We start from the raw sequence: 19591 nt of genomic DNA, 5'->3' as shown, positions 1-19591 counted from the left end.
AAGGCTAATCCTATGCTATTTTGCCAATAAGTTTACTGCGCTAACACCGATTATCGTCAATTACCCTAGGTATTATTCCCTGCTAGCGCACCCACAACGTCTTCTTGCGGGAAAGCAAAAACACAAAAGGATGAGTGAGGGATATGACCATTTTAACCCCTCTGTTTGCCGTCTTCGGGATCATGCTGCTCGGCACACTTGTACAAAAACTGCGTTTTCTCCCAGTAGAAACCGACCAAGTGCTCAATCAATATGTCTACTATATTGCGTTTCCTGCCATTCTCTTGATTGCACTGGCCCAGCAACCGATTGAAGAAATTCTGCAATGGGGATTTATTGCAGGCTATAGCGCCGCCATGCTGATGATTTATCTGATTTGTGTTGGTATATCCTTACTTTTCAATCCTAAACAGCATGCAATTGCCGCCGTGCGCGCCTTAAATGCCACCTTTGGCAATACCGCATTTATTGGTATTCCGCTGCTGGTGATTATATTTCCTGAACAACAAAGCGCCCTAGTTGCCGCCGCCATAGCCAGTTTATTGTCCGTGCTTATGTTTGCCGTGGCCTTGGTCTCGCTGGAGCTTACGACAAATACCCACAGACAACACCACGCCGTAGTGATCATGTGTTTAGCTGTGGTTAAAAATCCCATCGTTATCGGCTGCTTTATCGGCATTGCAATTTCGGCATTGGGGATAACACTGCCCTCTGGCGTAGCGATGATGATCCAACAAATTGGCAATACCTCAAGCCCCTGCGCTTTATTTGCCGTTGGCATGGTATTAGCCAAAGCCATGCGCTACCAAAAAGATAGCAAGGTATTTAGCCTGACGAATCTTATCGAACTTAGCCTTATCAACCTCTTTAAATTAATCCTACAACCCGCATTGGTTTTCTTCATGCTTAAAAGCGTTGGCGTTAGTGGAGATTACTTAGTGATGGGTGTAATCCTCAGTGCCTTACCTACGGCGGCCAGCGTCTATTTACTTGCTCAGCGCTATAACACCCAAGCCTCAACCAGTGCGCAGGGGATATTATTTGGCACTATAGTGACTTTTTTTAGCTTACCTATTTTAGAACAACTTGTTAAAACCTATTCATAAACAAGCGATTAAACTCTAGCTTATTGCAATGTGTCGAATATTTACCCAAAGCCACTTTACTGTATATAAAATCAGTATATACTGTTTATCAATACAGTGATTTGGTAAGTTTTTCGACAGGAACTCATTATGCTTTGCCAACTCAGCATCAATAATTTCGCTATCGTCCGTTTTCTCGAACTGGATTTTCGTCCCGGTATGACCAGCATTACTGGTGAAACCGGCGCAGGTAAATCCATCGCCATCGACGCCTTAGGTTTGTGCCTAGGTAATCGTGCCGATGCCAGCAGCGTTCGCCCTGGTGCAAGTAAAACCGAAGTCAGTGCTCGATTTTCACTACACGATGTTCCCCTTGCCAAACGTTGGCTCGAAGATAACGATCTCGAACTTGATGATGAGTGTATTCTGCGTCGAACTATTGGCAGTGATGGCCGCTCACGCGCCTACATTAATGGCAATCCTGTGCCGTTAACTCAACTGAAATTACTCGGGCAATTGCTGGTCGGTATCCATGGTCAGCACGCCCACCACGCTATGCTAAAGAGTGAGCATCAACTCACCTTGCTCGACAGCTACGCCAATCACAGACTACTGATAGACACAGTGGCAGCAAGCTATCAACGCTGCAAACAAATCGAAGCCGAACTCAAGCAATTAGAAGCCTCACAGCATGAACGTATTGCCCGAAAACAGCTGGTGCAATATCAAGTTGAAGAGCTAGATGAATTCGACCTCAAGGTCGGTGAATTTGAGGACATTGAGCAAGAGCATAAACGCCTCGCCAATGGCACTGAACTGGTGGATAGCTGCCAAGCCAGCCTATATTTACTCACTGATGGCGAAGAGAGCAATATTGAGTCACTGCTTAACAAGGCTGTAAGCCTTGCTGAAAATTTGCAAAGCTATGATCCCGCATTAACCAATGTCAGTACTATGTTAAATGAGGCCCTCATTCAAGTACAAGAGAGCGCGGGAGAATTACAGCATTACCTGAGTAAACTCGAACTCGATCCCGCGCATTTTGCCTATTTAGAGGAACGACTCTCAAAGGCTATGCAACTGGCCCGTAAGCATCATGTTAGCCCTGACAAATTAGCCGAACATCATTTGGCACTCAAAGCGGAACTCACAACCCTCGATGATGATGAAACTAAGTTAGAGGAAATCCAACTCCAAGTTGAAGCGAGTAAAACAGCTTATTTAGCGAACGCACAAAAACTGAGCCAGAGCCGCGCCCGTTATGCAAAAGAACTGGATAAGTTAGTGACTCAATCTATCCACGAACTCAACATGCCCAAGGGTAAGTTCACCATTGAAGTGAATTTTAATCCCGAGATTATGTCGGTAAATGGCAGCGATAATATAGAGTTTATGGTCACAACCAACCCTGGCCAGCCTTTACAACCGATTTCACGGGTAGCCTCTGGCGGTGAATTGTCGCGTATCGGTTTAGGCATCCAAGTGATTACTGCAAAAAAGGTTGCCACTCCTACCCTGATTTTCGACGAGGTGGATGTGGGAATTTCAGGCCCGACCGCTGCTGTGGTTGGCAGAATGCTGCGTAGTCTAGGAGAATCGACTCAAGTACTTTGTGTAACCCATTTACCTCAAGTTGCTGGTAATGGCCATCAACATATGTTTGTGAATAAATTCAACAAGGCGGGCAGTACAGAAACCACTATGATGCCTTTGGATAGGGAGCAACGTATCCAAGAATTAGCCAGACTTCTTGGTGGCGATACAATTACTTCTAACACTCTCGCCAATGCACGAGAACTATTACAGTAAAAATACAGTAAGCCACCGCAACGAAAATAAAGCTTTATAACCAATGCCTTATCTACAGCAGATAAGGCATTGGCATTTATAGGGTAACGAACTTTAGTTTGGGTTAACTAAAGATATTATTGGCTAATAAAGACAATTACTTGCAGACAAATAAGTGCAAAAAATCCTGCTAATACATCGTCTATCATAATGCCAAAACCACCTTCAACTTTGGCATCAAGCCATCGAATCGGCCAAGGTTTTAGGATGTCGAATAGCCGAAACAGCACAAAACCGACAGCGAGCCACAGAATACCAGCGGGGGCGGCAATCATAGTGATCAATAAACCTGCAACTTCATCCCATACAATCGCGCCATGGTCATGTACGCCCATGTCCTTAGCGGCCTTATCGCAGATATAAATCCCCGCGAGTACGCACACTAAGGTCAGGGCTAAATACCAACTCAAGGGCAACTGGGCCAATAATAAATAGAGCGGGACTGCCGCCAAGGTACCAAAAGTACCTGGAGCCTTAGCCGCTAAACCACTGCCAAAACCGAGGGCTAAAAAATGAATAGGATTTTTAAGGGACAGGCGCGACAGCGCCTGATCTTCGGATAACAACTTCATTAAAAATGCTCAAAACCGTGGTACGGTGGCGTAAATAGCTCACCATTAAGTTGCAACTTAAGCTTACTGCCCGCACAAATTTGCCCAACACGGACAAACTTAGTACCAGCATGGCTGAGGGCGGTTTCTAACGCACCTTTTTGTGCCTCAGGCACGGTAAAGAGCAGTTCATAATCCTCACCCCCCGTCAGCGCATAGCCTAATGCATGTTCTTCGCTCACGGTATCTTGCATCGCGCGCGACAAAGGAATCGCCCCCACATCGACTACAGCGCCAACCTTTGATGCCTTGAGGATATGCCCAATATCCGAGATAAAACCATCGGATAAATCGATGGCACTGGATGCCAAAGAGCGCAATGATTGCCCAGCCAATACTCGAGGAGTGGGTCGATAATGGCGATTAATCAAAAACTCTTTATGCTCCGCTCGAGCATGTTGCACGCCGCGGATCAAGTCCAGCCCTAACGCAGAATCACCAAGCGTACCCGTTACATAAATCCAGTCACCGGCCTTAGCGCCATGACGGGTCAAGGCTTTGCCATGAGGGACTTGCCCGTGCACTGTGATATTAATTGCCCTAGGCCCGCGAGTTGTGTCACCACCTATTAAGGCGATGCCATAATATTCTGCCGCTTCAAACAGGCCTTCACTAAAACCACTCAGCCAGGTCTCATTAACCTCTGGCAAAGTGAGTGCAAGCGTCATCCACGCAGGCTCGGCCCCCATTGCCGCTAAATCAGAAAGATTTACAGCTAAGGCTTTGTAACCTAAGGCTTGAGGTGGAATATCGGGGAAGAAGTGAACATTTTCGACTAAGGTATCGCAGGAAATGGCGATCGACTTGTTTTCGGCGGGCTGCACAAGGGCGCAATCGTCGCCAATACTCAATTTTACATCACGGCGTGCTGGGCCGCGGTGATTGAAATAACATTCAATAAGCTGGAATTCTTTCACTGTACAGTTTGGCGCGACTCACATCGGCCACCTTTGTTAGCAATGAAAAACGGTATCCTAAGATACCGTTTGTCCTTATTACTTACGTGCAACCAGTTTGTCGAGTAATCCATTAACAAACTTATGGCTTTCATCCGCACCGAAAGCTTTAGCCAATTCAATCGCCTCGTTAATGGCAACTTTAAATGGCACATCTTTACGGAAAGTCAGCTCATAGGCCGCTAAGCGGACTATAGCTTTCTCCACTGGAGACACCTCATCAATGGGGCGATCTAAGTGTGGAATGATCAACTCATCCAGTTGGGTTTTCTTAGTTGCTACGCCTGCAAATAGCTCACGAAAATAAGCTACGTCTACACCATCGAGACTCTGTTCAGTTAAAAACTCATGCTCGACATCGGCAATATTATTCCCGCTTAGTTGCCATGAATAAATGGCTTGAACGGCTAAACGGCGGGCCTTGCGGCGCTCAGAAGGCTTCATTATTTTTCCTACTATTACAACTGTTGTTCAAGCTGTTGCAGAACGTTGACCATTTCAAGCAAGCTTAGCGCAGCTTCGCCGCCCTTGTTACCCGCTTTAGTACCTGAACGCTCAATAGCTTGTTCAATGGTATCTGTAGTCAATACACCGAAAGCAACCGGCAGATCGAACTCTAATGCAATTTGAGCTAGACCTTTGTTACATTCGCCTGCAACAAAATCAAAGTGAGGGGTACCACCACGGATTACGGCACCAAGTGCAATAATGCCGTCAAACTTACCACTTGCAGCAACACGACGTGCAGCCAGCGGTAACTCAACCGCACCAGGTACACGGACGACAGTGATGTTTTCATCACTGACTTGGCCAAAACGTTTCAGCGTGTCAAGTGCACCTTCAAGCAGGCTTTCTACTAAAAAGCTGTTAAAACGCGAAATTACAATCGCAACTTTGGCATTCTTCGCTTCGATATTACCTTGAACTACGTTCATTTTCTTACCTAATTTAGCTAAAGCACCCGGCTCGGGGCGAAAAGTGGCGACATGATACCACAGTCAATTGCCCACGGCCTTATGCAAATGATAGAAATGGTGAATTTTACCTTAGTGGAACCTATTAAAAGCTTAGCCTGTTACTCAGCTACGTACTCTGTCACTTCTAGGCCAAAGCCTGATAGTGAATGGTAACGCTTAGGCGAGCTTAAGAGTCGCATTTTGGTCACGCCTAAACTGGCCAGAATTTGTGAACCCACACCGACGCGGCGCGACGTACCTTGCCATTTAGCCGATACAGGCGTTTGACCTTGATCTTCCGCTTCAAAGGCTTTGACTTTAGCGAGAATTTCACTGGAATGTTCTTGATTGCCAAGCAACACCAATACACCACCTTCGGCAGAAATCCGCGCCATCGCTTTTTCGAGCGGCCAGCTGCGTTGCTGATCGCGCTCAGAATGGAGTAGATCGTTAAACGTATTCTGTAAATGCACCCGCACTAAACAGTCAGGTTTCACCTCGCCCTTCACTAAGGCAAAGTGCAATTGGTTGTCGATAGTATCCCTAAAGGTCACCATATCGAACTCACCAAAACGGGTTGGCAGTTTGCATTTTGCTTCACGCACAACGGTCGTTTCTTTGGTGTTACGGTATTCAATCAGCGCCGCAATAGTGCCGATTTTAACGCCGTGTTTTTCAGAGAAAATCTCTAAATCAGGACGGCGGGCCATGGTGCCGTCTTCATTGAGGATCTCAACAATCACGCCCGACGGCTCAAGCCCCGCTAAACGGGCTAAATCACAACCCGCTTCTGTGTGGCCAGCGCGGGTTAACACGCCGCCGTCCTGCGCCATTAATGGGAAGATATGCCCAGGCTGGACTAAATCCGATGCCTTGGCATCTTTAGCCACGGCCGCTTTTACCGTTACGGCGCGATCGTGGGCCGAAATCCCGGTGGTTACGCCTTCGGCAGCTTCAATCGATACCGTAAAGTTGGTCGAGAACTGCGCATTGTTATTAGTCACCATCAAGGGCAGATTTAGCTGCTGGCAACGGGCCTTGGTCATGGTTTGGCAGATGAGTCCACGACCGTATTTCGCCATAAAGTTAATCGCTTCTGGCGTCACCATTTCGGCCGCCATAATCAGGTCGCCTTCGTTCTCTCTGTCTTCGTCATCCATCAAAATAACCATTTTGCCTTGACGAATATCCTCGATGATCTCTTCTATACTGTGCAGCGCCATTGTAGGACCTTTATGATTTTACTGTTGTTATGAAATTCTATACCTAAGTGAGCTAAGTGCCAGTGCCCTAACGCACAAAGCCAGCACGGGCTAACATTTCCATGGTCACCCCACCGCCTTGGGTTTCTTTAGTATCAAAGCGCATTAAACGCTCTAAATAGCGAGCGATTAAATCCACTTCAATATTCACCTTATCGCCGGCTTTCAAATCCACCAACGTGGTTTCACCCGCGGTATGGGGCACTATGGTTAATCGGAAACGGTGTCCATCGACTTCGTTTACCGTTAGGCTCACGCCATCGATGGTGATAGAACCTTTATGGGCGATATAGCGAGCCAGCTCCGTAGGCGCCGCTAACCAAAACTCAATCGCTTGGCCCCGCGCCAAACGCTGCTCTACGGTGGCAATGCCATCCACATGGCCGCTGACCATATGGCCGCCTAAACGTGTAGTTGGGGTGACGGCCTTTTCAAGATTGACCTTAGTGCCCACTTTATAGTTGGCAAAGCCTGTAAGGCTGACGGTTTCTGCTGACACATCAGCCACATAGCCATCGGCTAATTGTTGCACCACAGTCAAACACACACCGTTGGTGGCGATACTGTCGCCTAAACGCACATCGCTTAAATCCAGTTTGCCACTGGCGACCGTTAAACGGATATCATCGCCTTTGCGTTCAAGCTTTCGCAGCGTGCCAACGGCCTCAATAATCCCAGTAAACATGGTTAACTCACTTATTCGCTAAAGATGGATTGGACTCGAGCCTCAAGGTAAAACGCGTATCCGCGCCCACTTTACGCTCATCGACCAGTTTGAGGGTCGGAATATCGGCCATCATTTGATAATCGGGTAATTCGAGTAGATTACGCCCTTGTGCGCCAAGGATTTTCATCGCTTGATATAGCACTAATTCATCGGCTAATCCTGAGCGAATAAAGGCGCCAGCTAAGGTCGCGCCCGCTTCGATAAGCACCTGATTACAGCTTTTGCCTAAATAGCTTAAGAGCTCGGGTAGCGAGATTCGACCATCAATCGCCGGTAATTGGAGGCAAGTCACATGGGCGGGTAATTGCGCCATAAAGTCTGACGAATAGCTCACTGTCGAGACTAATAAAATCGGCGATTCAATCGCAAACAATGCAGCCGAGATAGGCATACGGGCGCGACTGTCTAAAACCACTCGCAGCGGTTGTAAAACCTGCGACGCACTAAATTGCGCAGTTAAACTGCCAAGCTCTGAGTATCTCACATTGAGAGATGGGTCATCGGCTAGTACAGTTTCAATCCCAGTCACTATGGCGCAGGCGCGTAAACGTAAACGCTGCACATCGCGGCGCGCTTCGGGGCCTGTGATCCATTTGGACACCCCGTTTGATAACGCGGTTTTACCATCGAGACTCGCGGCCAGTTTGACCGTCACCCAAGGTAGACCAGACTCCATGCGCTTCATAAAACCAAGATTTAAGGCATAGGCCTCATCGCGATGTAATCCCACATCCACTTCAATACCCGCATCGCGCAGCATTTGAATACCGCGGCCACCGACCTGCGGATTAGGATCTTCCACCGCAACGACTACACGTTTAATACCGATATTGATCAGCGCTAAGGCACACGGCGGCGTACGGCCATAATGGCTACAAGGTTCTAAGGTGACATATGCGGTCGCGCCACGGGCGAGCTCGCCAGCCATGCGCAGTGCATGCACCTCGGCGTGGGGCTCGCCGGCTTTTTGATGATAACCTTCACCGATAATCTGGTTATCTTTTACGATAACGCAGCCCACACTGGGATTGGGGCGAGTGGTATAAAATCCTTTGCGAGCCAGTTGTATGGCTCGGCTCATCATCTGGTTATCGAGTTCTGACCAATTCATATAAACCCTATGAAATCTTGAGGAAGCGTGCCCGAATGCGGCGCATAACGAGGCGCTAACCTAAGCGCTAACCTAAGATAACCCATGTTACTTTTGCAGTTTCGCAATCGCCTCACCAAATTCGGAGACGTCTTCAAAGGCGCGATAAACCGAGGCAAAACGAATATAGGCAACCTTGTCTAGGCTCATTAACTGTTCCATCATCAAGTTACCTATCATCTCGGATGGCACTTCACGCTCGCCAGTCGCCCGCAGCGTTGACTTGATTTTACTTAAGGCCTGCTCGATTTCATCCATGGACACGGGGCGCTTTTCGACCGCGCGTAACATGCCTGCTTGCAGCTTTTCTTCATCGAAGGGTTGGCGCGTACCATCGCGTTTAATCACCCGTGGCATGACTAATTCGGCCCCTTCGAAGGTAGTAAATCTTTCGTGGCATTCGGTGCATTCTCGGCGACGACGCACTTGATGGCCTTCAGCCACTAATCGGGAATCGATCACTTTAGTATCTGTCGCGCTGCAAAATGGACAATGCATTGAGCCTCCTGCCGTGAATGGAATAAAGCCTATCTTGCTTAAACCGAGCAGGTTTAAGTCTAAGATTTTAGCAATAAAAATGGCCGCTTAATGCGGCCATGGGATTTTATCCTATTTATCGGCTGAGGTTAACTATCAGATGGTTGTTAGACTCAGCCCCACAAAATTAATCGGTTAACCGTAAACAGGGAAACGGGCGCACAGTGCCAATACTTGGCCCTTTACGCGCTCGATGACCGCTGGATTGTGGGCATCGTCGAGGATGTCACAGATCCAACCGGTTAACGCTTTCGCTTCAGCTTCTTTAAAGCCACGGCGAGTGATCGCAGGCGTACCGATACGCACACCAGAGGTCACGAATGGAGAACGTGGATCGTTTGGCACAGAGTTTTTGTTTACTGTGATGTTCGCGCTACCTAACGCGGCATCGGCTTCTTTACCGGTTAAGTCGCGACCGATTAAGTCCACCAGCATTAAGTGGTTATCAGTACCGCCAGAGACGATCTTGTAACCGCGCTCTAAGAACACTTCAACCATGGCTTTAGCGTTGTTAACCACTTGTTGTTGGTAGGCTTTGAACTCTGGCTCTAGGGCTTCTTTGAAGGCGACCGCTTTACCCGCGATAACGTGCATCAAAGGACCGCCTTGACCGCCAGGGAATACTGCAGAGTTCAGCTTTTTGTATAACTCTTCATCATCGGCAGCAGACAGAATGATACCACCACGAGGACCCGCTAAGGTTTTGTGAGTAGTTGACGTCACAACGTGAGCGTGTGGCACTGGGTTTGGATACACGCCAGCAGCAATAAGACCGGCCACGTGCGCCATGTCAACAAACAGGTAAGCACCAATTTTATCTGCGATTTCGCGCATTCTTGCCCAGTCAACGATGCCTGAGTAAGCAGAGAAACCACCGATCATCATCTTAGGTTTGTGTTCTACGGCCAGACGTTCCATTTCGTCGTAGTCGATTTTGCCAGACTCATCGATACCGTAAGGAATAATGTTGTATAGCTTACCGGAGAAGTTTACTGGCGAACCGTGGGTCAAGTGACCACCGTGTGCTAAGTTCATTCCTAAAACGGTATCGCCTGGTTTTAACAATGCCATGTAAACGGCGCTGTTTGCTTGAGAACCTGAGTGAGGTTGTACGTTTGCGTAGGTCGCACCAAACAGTTGTTTTGCACGCTCAATCGCTAAGGTTTCAACTACGTCCACATACTCACAACCGCCGTAGTAACGCTTGCCTGGATAGCCTTCGGCGTACTTATTCGTTAGTTGTGAACCTTGCGCTTCCATCACGCGTGGACTGGTGTAGTTTTCAGAAGCAATCAGCTCAATATGCTCTTCTTGACGCAGAGTTTCATTCTGAATTGCGTTAAACAGTTCCGGATCATAATCTGCGATATTCATATCTTTTTTCAGCATTGCTTACTCCAGCAGCCAATTCTTATAGGTAGGGTTGCGCGGTATTCTACTCGTAACGAGCCGACAATCCCAGTCTCTGAAACATGAAAATCCTACAGTTTTAGCTTGAATGCGCCTCAATGCCGAGTTGAGTTCGGCGCGCAATCGAGTAGAATTAGCCGCATCATTAGTCACTTATAGATGCAGAAAAATGGCTCAGTTTGTTTACAGCATGTTGCGGGTGGGCAAGGTTGTTCCGCCTAAGAAGCAGATCCTTAAAGACATTTCTTTAAGCTTTTTCCCCGGCGCCAAGATCGGTGTGTTAGGTCTTAACGGTTCAGGTAAATCCACCCTACTGCGCATTATGGCCGGTATCGATACCGAGATTGAGGGTGAAGCACGCCCAATGCCAGGGCTGAAGATTGGTTACCTGCCACAGGAACCCAAACTCGACCCAACGCAAACCGTGCGTGAGGCGATTGAAGAAGCGGTTTCTGAAGCAAAAAATGCCCTCAAACGCTTAGACGAAGTCTATGCCGCTTATGCAGAACCCGATGCGGACTTCGACGCGCTTGCCAAAGAGCAAGGCGAACTTGAAGCGATTATTCAGGCGCAGGACGCTCACAATCTAGACAACATCCTTGAGCGCGCGGCGAACGCGCTACGTCTGCCTGATTGGGATGAAAAGATTGAAGTCTTATCGGGTGGTGAGCGCCGCCGTGTAGCAATTTGTCGTCTGCTGCTGGAAAAACCAGAAATGCTGCTACTCGACGAACCGACCAACCACTTGGACGCTGAATCCGTCGCGTGGCTCGAGCACTTCCTCCAGGAATACTCGGGCACCGTTGTGGCGATTACCCACGACCGTTACTTCCTCGACAATGCTGCTGGCTGGATTTTAGAACTTGACCGTGGTGAGGGTATCCCATGGGAAGGCAACTACTCTTCATGGCTAGAACAAAAAGATGCCCGCTTGAAGCAGGAATCTGCCGCAGAAAGCGCACGTCAAAAGACCATTGCGAAAGAATTAGAATGGGTTCGCCAAGGCGCGAAAGGCCGTCAGTCTAAGGGCAAGGCCCGTATGGCGCGCTTCGAAGAGCTGAACACCACTGATTACCAAAAACGTAACGAAACCAACGAGCTGTTTATTCCGCCTGGACCACGTTTAGGTGACAAAGTCATCGAAGTGAAGAACTTAACCAAGTCCTACGGTGATCGCGTGCTGATCGATAACCTGTCGTTCTCGATTCCTAAGGGCGCTATCGTCGGTATTATCGGTGCCAACGGTGCAGGTAAATCGACCCTGTTCCGCATGCTGTCTGGCAGCGAGCAGCCCGATAGCGGCACCATTGAGATAGGTGAAACAGTACAACTGGCGTCGGTTGAACAGTTCCGCGACTCGATGAATGACAAAAACACCATTTGGCAAGAAATCTCTGGTGGTCAAGACATCATGCGCATCAACAACATGGAAATTCCAAGCCGCGCCTATGTGGGCCGCTTTAACTTCCGTGGTGCAGATCAGCAAAAGATTATCGGTACTCTATCGGGCGGTGAGCGCAACCGTGTTCACTTAGCTAAACTGTTGCAGGCTGGCGGTAACGTACTGCTCCTCGACGAACCGACCAACGACTTAGACGTTGAAACCCTGCGCGCACTGGAAGAAGCGATTCTCGAATTCCCTGGTTGCGCTATGGTGATCTCGCACGACCGTTGGTTCTTAGACCGTATCGCGACCCATATTCTGGATTATCGCGACGAAGGCCAAGTTAACTTCTACGAAGGTAACTACACCGAATACTCAGCGTGGTTGAAGAACACCTATGGCGCCGATGTGGTTGAACCACACCGCCTGAAATACAAGCGCATGACGAAATAGATCGAGAATCTAGAATCTAGAATCTAGAATCTAGAATCTAGGCAAGCGTGTATCTGAGGAGGTTAACTCGAAAGGGTTAAGCTCCTTTTTATTGCATTGAATTTAGGGTGAGGATTTTCCGTTATTTCAGGCTGGCACTATATTCATGCTGGTTCATGCTAGCAAAGTAGGCCACCAGCATATCCATCATCACTCTTAAGGCGGGCTGCATATGTTTACGGGATTGATACACCCCATATACGCCCAAAGATTGAGGTTTAAATTCCCGCAGCAGTGGCACTAATGCCCCCGAGTCGAGATGCGGTTTAACCGCCCACAAGGGCTGCATAGCAATCCCCTCGCCGGCCAAGGTGGCGTTTAGTACCACCATAGAATCATTGGCACTTAAGTTACCTCTTACGGGAATATTAAAAAGCTGCCCCGCCTCGATACCATCAGGATGAATAATTTGAGTAAACCGCCACATCACATCGCCAAAGTAGGAATAGGTTAAACAGTTATGCCGAGTTAAATCCTCGGGATGGCTAATAAGTGAATGGGTGGCAAGATAACGCGGTGCGGCGCAGACCACGGACTCACACTCGCCTAAACGTCTGGCGATTAGACTAGGATCGAGCTCATTAGTGATACGTATGGCAAGATCAATACGTTCGGCAACTAAATCAACGGTTTGGCTGCTAACATGAAAGTTAACACTCGCCTGAGGATATTGGGCTAAGTAAGGACGCACGACCGTGGGAAGAAGTAAATGGGCCATAAATTGCGAACAACTGATCCGCAATAATCCTCTGGGTTGGGCGCTTTGTACATGACTAACCGCGGGGACTTCCTGCGCTAATTCAAGCAAGCGCTGGCAATAATCGAGCACTTGCTCGCCCGCACTGGTCAGGCTCAAACGTCTTGTCGAACGGTGCAGTAAGCGTGCGCCCGACCATTCCTCCATCTCGGCCAAATAACGGGTTACCATAGAACGCGACATATCCAACGCCTCTGCGGCGCCAATCATGCTGCCTCGTTCAACAATAGTCACAAAAACCTTTGCCGCTTCGAGTCTATCCATGGTTTATCCGCCCTTATGTTGATTGCTTTGCACTAAATAATCAGTTTCAAACGTTGATTCATCCGGATTATGCAACAAATAAGCGCAAGTTTCCGTGTTTATCTAACGTTTTTTGCAACCTAAACTAAGCTCACTTTTGCAGCAGTGCAAATCACCGAATCCTATTTGAATGAATAAGTGAGAACAGAAATGACACTATTGAACAATCTAAAGTTAACTTCTTTAAAACCCCAGCTAGCTGCAACCATGCTGGTGGCGGGAATGGCTACTGCTCAGGCTGCACCTTTGCAAGTGAGCCATTTTAATCCAGGCGAAAACAGTATTTTTGCGGTGTCTTCAAGCTTTATCAGCGGCGAACATGAAATGATGCTAGTCGATGCTCAATTTCAAAAAAATGATGCCCAAACCTTAGTGGATACCATTAAAGCCAGCGGTAAAAAGCTTACCTTGGTGTATATCAGCCATAGCGATCCGGATTTTTACTTTGGGTTGGATGTGATTAAACAAAACTTCCCCGAGGTCGAAATCGTCGCCACTCAAACTACGGTCGATGATATTAAAGCATCGATGGACGGCAAGCTCGCCTACTGGGGACCGATTTTAAAGGACAATGCCCCGAGCCAATTAGTGCTGCCAAAAGTGGTCACCACCAATCGCTTTAGTATCGACGGTGAACAAGTACTGATTGAAGGACTAGAGGATGCTCACCCTAAGCATACCTTCCTGTGGATACCGTCGGCTAAAACCATCACTGGCGGCGTTGAAGTATTTGATAACACCCATGTTTGGATGGCAGATACGCAAAGTTTAGCGTCGCGTAAAGCCTGGTTAACCCATTTAGAAAAGATGGAAGCCTTATCTCCCAAAGAGGTTATCCCTGGACATTATCTCGGTGATGCCAGATTTGATAAGCGCGCCATCGCTTTTACTCGCGATTATATTAATGCCTTTGAAAAGGCAGCCAAAACAGCAAAAGATTCTGCGGACTTAATCGCCAAGATGCTCGCACTCTACCCACAAATTCCTTTGGATGCAGGGCTTGAGATCAGTGCCAAAGTCATCATGGGTGAAATGCGTTGGCCAATGTAAGGGAATAGGGGCATGGATAATCCTGCCCCCACTAATTCAAACAATTGTGCATTAACTCGCGAGTCACAGCACAAAATAGTTTTGTAGGAAGCACATAAATGAATACTACAGAAAATCCCAAGGCCGTTTTACATGCCATTATCGATCCTCTGTGCGGTTGGTGTTATGCGGCTGCACCACTCTTGGACGCCGCTGCTAATGCTGGGTTTGAGATAACACTCCACGCAGGCGGCATGCTCACAGGGCCAAGGCGCAAACAGATAGATAACCAATGGCGCGATTATGTGATGCCCCATGATCAACGGATAGCCGCGTTAACCGGACAAGCCTTTGGTGAAAACTATTATGAAGGCTTATTACGTGATACCAGCATTGTACTGGATTCTGCGCCCCCCATTAGAGCTATGCTTGCCGTTGCAGCCTTAGGGGGCAATGAGCTAGCTTACCTACATGCAGTGCAACTCGCCCATTATCGCGATGGCAAAAGCGCCAGCGATGAACAGAATCTGCATCTTTTAGCAGAAAAAATGGGAATAGATGGCGCTGCCTTTACGAAGGAATTTGCCCAAAATGAAGACGCGTTTTACCAGCACATTTTGGCATCACGGGCGCTGATGAATCAGCTGGGTGCCCAAGGTTACCCTTCAGTAGCACTCACGACAAGTGAGGGAAATCTGCGTTTACTCAATCACAGCCGTTTTTACGGTCATCCGAGCAAGTGGCTTGAGTATCTGAATGAACAAGTGTCTTAACACGCCACTTTCTTGAAAGTGCGCCAGTCTTACGTTTTACTTATGAAGACTCAAACCTTGGCTTTTTGAGTTTGGGGTTTCCCCCTTAAACGATGGGATAAGTCACTATAGGATTTATCCCATCGGCATTTTCAATGTTGATACCACAGGCCAAGTTAACCCTGATTCTCGAGCGCAAGCTCGGCTTGCTTTGCCTGTTCGAGCGTAAAAGGCTCACTCATTTTTACACACTCAAGTACTGCTTTCGCATAGAGTGGAATCGGCTTATCCCGAGGTAAACGCGGTAGCTGTGTCCCGGGCAAGGTAAGCAGATACTCATTGACTTTAGATTCAAACCACGAGAAACGCATCAGCTTAAACCCCTGATTAGTCTCTAAATAGCATTTGTAATCCTGTCGCTTCTCAGTTTCTGTCGCCAGCGCTGACCATTGGAATCCCGCTAGCAGCAACAAACCAAGGGTACCGTATTTCATCATAAGGCTATTACTCATCTCGACTCGTTAACTCTTTACATCATTGACTGATGTAATAATAAATTTTGTTCGTTGTTGGCCCGCCCCCAATACACTTAGGGTTACCACTTTCACATGTCGCCTCATCTGGCACCGCATTACCGATACCAATCAAAAACATATCTGGCGTTGGTACTTTAGCATTCGGGTCCTTAGGCTGCTCGGCAGGCGGGATCACTAACTGCGGCGTATCCAGTACCAACTCACCTGCATACAAATAATCTGTTTTGTAACCACGAGTGCCCCTGTGCAAATTCTTTTTATAAAGATAGCCCTTACCCGAACTCAAACATTGGTTGACTGAGCCATCACTACCAGGCACAAAACTGCTGAAGTACACTTCCCCCCCCACTATGGTCGCAGATGACAGGCTCTTTTCGCCTTTACGAGAGAAGTTATAGTACCAACCTCGTTTTTGACTAAAAACGATTTCACTGGCCTGATCATTGGGCGCCGCCGAACTGACATCATATAAATCACTTAACTGTAGCGTTTTAGGCACAGGCTTTTGATTTGATTTACCTTGGAATGATTGAGTGACTATGTTTCTATCTTGCAATGCAAAAAACATATCCGAGCGGGAGACATCACTTGGCTTTGCCCTGTGGCCACTCCCGACAACAATTGCGTCGTAAGGAATATTCTGTGACGTGACAACTTTGGTCGATGCTCCATTAACGACTTTAGTCTGCTCAAAGGTATTTGAGATCAAGGTCTGGGCCACTATAGGCCCAGAAAAGAATCGCCTATCTCCCGCCACTGAACTCTTATCCCCTAATGCGGCAAATTTAAATCCCGACCAGGTCGACACATTCGCGGAGGGCATATCCATCCGCCATACATTACCTTGGATATCTGTGGCATAGATTCTATCGGTATGACCATCACCATTGCCGTCTAATACAGCAACACTGCTTGGAATACTGTTGGCAATACCTGGCAATGGCGTGTTAGCCCCACTGCCGCCGAATTGATGGATTAACGCCCCCGTTTGCGCATCGACAATAAACACGCCACGGCCACTGCTGTCATCAGTACCAATCTCAGCGCCATCTTTAGTTGAAGGGGAATATCCACCACCAAAAATCAATACAGGCTTATCGCCAGTCGCACTCGGAATTGTCGTCACCACAGGCGTCGACCAAGATTGCCCTAACTCGCCCATACCGGGTGAGCTGGCATCTATCTTCCACATAAAACTGGGGTTATCAGGTGTGGTCACATCGAGGGCGTAATACGCATTGCCGCCTCGGCGCATTCCCACAAATACCCATGCCTTTTCAATCCGTTTGCCCTGCATTTTGGTGTAGGCAACTGGCGAGCCATCAATACCGTATACCGAGTGTACGCCCGTCGGCGCGTTAGCCTTGAGATCGCGAAAATTCGGCAGTAGCTCATAGGGGATAAATCCCCAAGTCTCAGACACGCTATCACCTTCATCCTTAAACATATGCAGGAACCCATGGTTCGTCCCGACAAGAATTCGAATATCAGGTTTAGCTTCAGAACCAAAATTGAGTGCTAAGGGCTTGGAATGTAGAGCATCTCCCATTATATCGGCGCGCCAATTTGGGGTTGCGCCACTGGCAGTACTTAAGTCCTGATTTTTATCGTTATCAACATCGATTCCCTTCGCCCAGTCAAATAGCCCAGTGAGTTCTGTTTCATCGACCCCCATATAGGTGGCTAAACGCACATTATCGCCAGCTTTTCGAGCTGCATTTGACAGAGTAAAAGCGCTCAATCCACTGCCAAAATTACTGTATAAAGTGCGACTAGTCGCCTGCTGCATCGCAGCGAGCACCCCGCCACGCTTAACATCGTTACCATCACCGCTGCTTCCGCATTCTTCAGCTGATGTCCAATAGGAGCAAGCATCGGCTTTGATATTGCCATCTTCGCCTATCACATTTTTGCCTTTGCTATCAACGATATCACCGTCACTGGTCACCTTGAACTTTTTAATATTCCCTAGCCATCTTGGTCCCTTATTAGGCAAGAACATAGAATAATATGCTGAATCAAAGGTTTGAGTACGATTGAAGTTATTGCTCGCTACCGAGGGGGAAGTAAAGCTGGCATTTTTTTCGAGGATATTATTTAAAGCCGTTTGCAATGAAGAACGTAATTGACTGGCATCGGTGGCATCAAAATACTTACCACCGCCATTATCGGCGGTTTGCTTCAGTAGGTGCTCGGCACTGGCTGCACCTTCACTAAACCCAATGGTAAAGGTTCTAACGGTTTGTTTTCCGGCTAAATTAGGATTCACATCCTCAGTTCGCATCCAGCCAGAAAGCGCACTGAGATAACTTTTCGGGTTGGAGGTATGCTTACCTACACCATTGGTTAAACGCTCAATAATGCCATCGGCCGCGTTATCAAGCGTCGGCTCGCCGTCGGTGATGTAGACGATATACGCTTCATTTTGGCAAGGCTTAAACGGCGAATTGTACGTATTACTTCCAATAATAAGCGCAGCTGGGTCAGTAAAGGGATTAGAACTGGCGTTGTAGGTACCTTGGTAACGCCCCCTATTATCGTAGTAATTATAATCGCTATCATCATCACCAAAATACTGTTCCTGCCCACCAAAATAACGATAGGCTTCGTAGAGCGTTTCGCATAGCGGCGTATTTTGGGCATAACTAATAAGATTGACCCTTTTCAATAAATCAATTTTGGCTTGGGCGGACATAGTTTTAATCCCAGAGATAATCCGCCCACCGTCACGCGCACCATCACGTGGCCCATTCATATTAAAAATAGCTAAACCAAAATCCACCCCCGGCGTAGTTAAAACCACACTTTCAATCGCATCTTGTGCCAGCTCTAGACGGGTTTTATTGACCTTCTTTTTAGTACCATGGTGCCATTTTAAATAATCTTCGGTATAAACTGTGACCACTTTGCCGGAGCCAAAACCTGTTTTCTGCGCCTTTGCCTTCGCGCTTGCCTTAGCACTCTCGGATGAGTGAATATTGACTGCCGTGTACCGAACGGGTTTAGCCGCAGAGCCTAAACTGTCAACGGGTAAACCGTTAGCCTCTCCTGCTGCATTACCGAGTCTTTCCTCTTGGATATCTTCAAAGCAATCGACAGCAGCTATCGAGCTACCATTTAGTTCAGAAAATTCTTTCCACGCACCAGTCCCCCCCGAAAAACCATACTCACGAAAGAAACCAGTGAAGGTGCCATACCGATTGAGGTAATCCCACGAGCTTTCACAGCCATTGAGTGCTGCATTAAACTGACGCATTTCACGCTGAGAGGCAGGATTAGGTAACTCAGCATTATCAGCCGAACCTCGGCTATAAAATAGCTTTCCCGACTGGGCATAGTTAGCATTACGTTTATTCTCGTAAGGAGCATCGACCCCATAGGCAAGATTACTCATACTGCCGGAGTTATCGAAAATGATCAGCACCTGCGGGCGCGAGCCATTACGGGCGGACGCTTCGAACACATAAAGCTCTGTATCATCAGCAATGCTTGACGCGGTAAATAAACTCGCCGCGCCGACAACGAGGCTCGAAATAATAAAAGCGACTATTGAAGTTAACGTATAGCGGACGTTTTGAAGGCGAGATTGACAAATATGTTTCAATAAAACGTAATTAAGCGAAAAGATCATCAACGAGCTTTTCTGACATTTAAATAAAAACTGACTCATACAGTATGCGCATCTGTTATTAAGGAATAATAAAAGCACCTGCATTTACAAAACTAGGATTTAAATTGTTTAAAAAGGCCAAGTTAACCGCACAACAAACAGTAAGTTAACCGAACGTAAAACAGT

At 47.6% G+C, this 19591-nt stretch carries 17 protein-coding genes; 5 read left to right on the top strand and 12 right to left on the bottom strand.

All coding sequences use genetic code 11. The annotated features are described in order from the left end of the window. Positions 1-143: 143 nt before the first annotated feature. The gene (locus JM642_RS05600; RefSeq protein WP_037421125.1) at positions 144-1106 is read left to right on the top strand and encodes an AEC family transporter; all 963 of its coding nucleotides are present in this window, start codon (positions 144-146) and stop codon (positions 1104-1106) included. Positions 1107-1235: 129 nt separating this feature from the next. Then, entirely contained in the window at positions 1236-2894 is a 1659-nt protein-coding gene (gene recN / locus JM642_RS05595) for a DNA repair protein RecN (RefSeq protein ID WP_037421122.1), read from the top strand. Between the two features lie 116 nt (positions 2895-3010). Here recN and JM642_RS05590 read toward each other — a convergent pair whose 3' ends face one another. From JM642_RS05590 to glyA, 9 genes are all read right to left on the bottom strand, one after another. Beyond that, positions 3011-3505 carry a phosphatidylglycerophosphatase A gene (locus JM642_RS05590; RefSeq protein WP_069454451.1) on the bottom strand — a complete coding sequence of 165 codons (495 nt, stop codon included), beginning with the start codon at positions 3503-3505 and terminating at the stop codon, positions 3011-3013. Continuing rightward, complete coding sequence (thiL, locus tag JM642_RS05585) at positions 3505-4461, bottom strand: thiamine-phosphate kinase (protein WP_047534785.1); 957 nt, start codon at positions 4459-4461, stop codon at positions 3505-3507. The genes JM642_RS05590 and thiL overlap by 1 nt, the downstream gene beginning before the upstream one ends. A gap of 78 nt (positions 4462-4539) precedes the next feature. Beyond that, positions 4540-4944 (bottom strand): transcription antitermination factor NusB, encoded by a 405-nt coding sequence (gene nusB / locus JM642_RS05580; protein WP_011073312.1) that lies wholly within the window; start codon positions 4942-4944, stop codon positions 4540-4542. 14 nt (positions 4945-4958) lie between these two features. Next, on the bottom strand, positions 4959-5435 hold the full coding sequence (gene ribE / locus JM642_RS05575) for a 6,7-dimethyl-8-ribityllumazine synthase (protein ID WP_011073313.1): 477 nt from the start codon (positions 5433-5435) through the stop codon (positions 4959-4961). Between the two features lie 140 nt (positions 5436-5575). Then, positions 5576-6679, bottom strand: a complete 1104-nt coding sequence (ribBA, locus tag JM642_RS05570; RefSeq protein ID WP_069454450.1) for a bifunctional 3,4-dihydroxy-2-butanone-4-phosphate synthase/GTP cyclohydrolase II — start codon at positions 6677-6679, stop codon at positions 5576-5578. A 67-nt stretch (positions 6680-6746) separates the two neighbouring features. After that, a complete protein-coding gene (locus JM642_RS05565) occupies positions 6747-7403 on the bottom strand; it encodes a riboflavin synthase (RefSeq protein ID WP_011716201.1) in 657 nt (218 codons plus the stop codon). 7 nt (positions 7404-7410) lie between these two features. Next, positions 7411-8556 (bottom strand): bifunctional diaminohydroxyphosphoribosylaminopyrimidine deaminase/5-amino-6-(5-phosphoribosylamino)uracil reductase RibD, encoded by a 1146-nt coding sequence (gene ribD, locus JM642_RS05560; protein ID WP_144376137.1) that lies wholly within the window; start codon positions 8554-8556, stop codon positions 7411-7413. Between the two features lie 87 nt (positions 8557-8643). Beyond that, entirely contained in the window at positions 8644-9093 is a 450-nt protein-coding gene (gene nrdR / locus JM642_RS05555) for a transcriptional regulator NrdR (protein ID WP_011073317.1), read from the bottom strand. A gap of 174 nt (positions 9094-9267) precedes the next feature. Next, positions 9268-10521 carry a serine hydroxymethyltransferase gene (gene glyA / locus JM642_RS05550; protein WP_203433099.1) on the bottom strand — a complete coding sequence of 418 codons (1254 nt, stop codon included), beginning with the start codon at positions 10519-10521 and terminating at the stop codon, positions 9268-9270. 190 nt (positions 10522-10711) lie between these two features. Here glyA and ettA point away from each other — a divergent pair, with 190 nt between their 5' ends. After that, the gene (gene ettA, locus JM642_RS05545) at positions 10712-12379 is read left to right on the top strand and encodes an energy-dependent translational throttle protein EttA (RefSeq protein ID WP_047534771.1); all 1668 of its coding nucleotides are present in this window, start codon (positions 10712-10714) and stop codon (positions 12377-12379) included. A gap of 121 nt (positions 12380-12500) precedes the next feature. Here the strand turns inward: ettA and JM642_RS05540 are convergent, their stop codons facing one another. After that, the gene (locus JM642_RS05540; protein ID WP_144376135.1) at positions 12501-13439 is read right to left on the bottom strand and encodes a LysR family transcriptional regulator; all 939 of its coding nucleotides are present in this window, start codon (positions 13437-13439) and stop codon (positions 12501-12503) included. Positions 13440-13628: 189 nt separating this feature from the next. On the opposite strand from JM642_RS05540, the gene JM642_RS05535 reads away from it, so the two are divergent. Next, entirely contained in the window at positions 13629-14528 is a 900-nt protein-coding gene (locus JM642_RS05535) for an MBL fold metallo-hydrolase (RefSeq protein ID WP_203433097.1), read from the top strand. A gap of 98 nt (positions 14529-14626) precedes the next feature. Then, positions 14627-15280, top strand: coding sequence for a DsbA family protein (locus tag JM642_RS05530; protein ID WP_203433096.1), 654 nt, complete (start codon positions 14627-14629; stop codon positions 15278-15280). Between the two features lie 155 nt (positions 15281-15435). Here the strand turns inward: JM642_RS05530 and JM642_RS05525 are convergent, their stop codons facing one another. After that, positions 15436-15771: a TapY2 family type IVa secretion system protein gene (locus JM642_RS05525; RefSeq protein WP_203433094.1), complete on the bottom strand. Its 336-nt coding sequence runs from the start codon at positions 15769-15771 to the stop codon at positions 15436-15438. A gap of 22 nt (positions 15772-15793) precedes the next feature. Beyond that, the gene (locus tag JM642_RS05520; RefSeq protein WP_239000492.1) at positions 15794-19426 is read right to left on the bottom strand and encodes a PilC/PilY family type IV pilus protein; all 3633 of its coding nucleotides are present in this window, start codon (positions 19424-19426) and stop codon (positions 15794-15796) included. Positions 19427-19591 lie beyond the last annotated feature (165 nt).

Origin of the sequence: Shewanella sp. LZH-2 (assembly GCF_016859145.1) — a bacterium.
Lineage (GTDB): Bacteria > Pseudomonadota > Gammaproteobacteria > Enterobacterales > Shewanellaceae > Shewanella > Shewanella xiamenensis.
The sequence above is the reverse complement of the archived record's forward strand: the minus strand, read 5'-3'. Positions and strand labels throughout refer to the sequence as shown.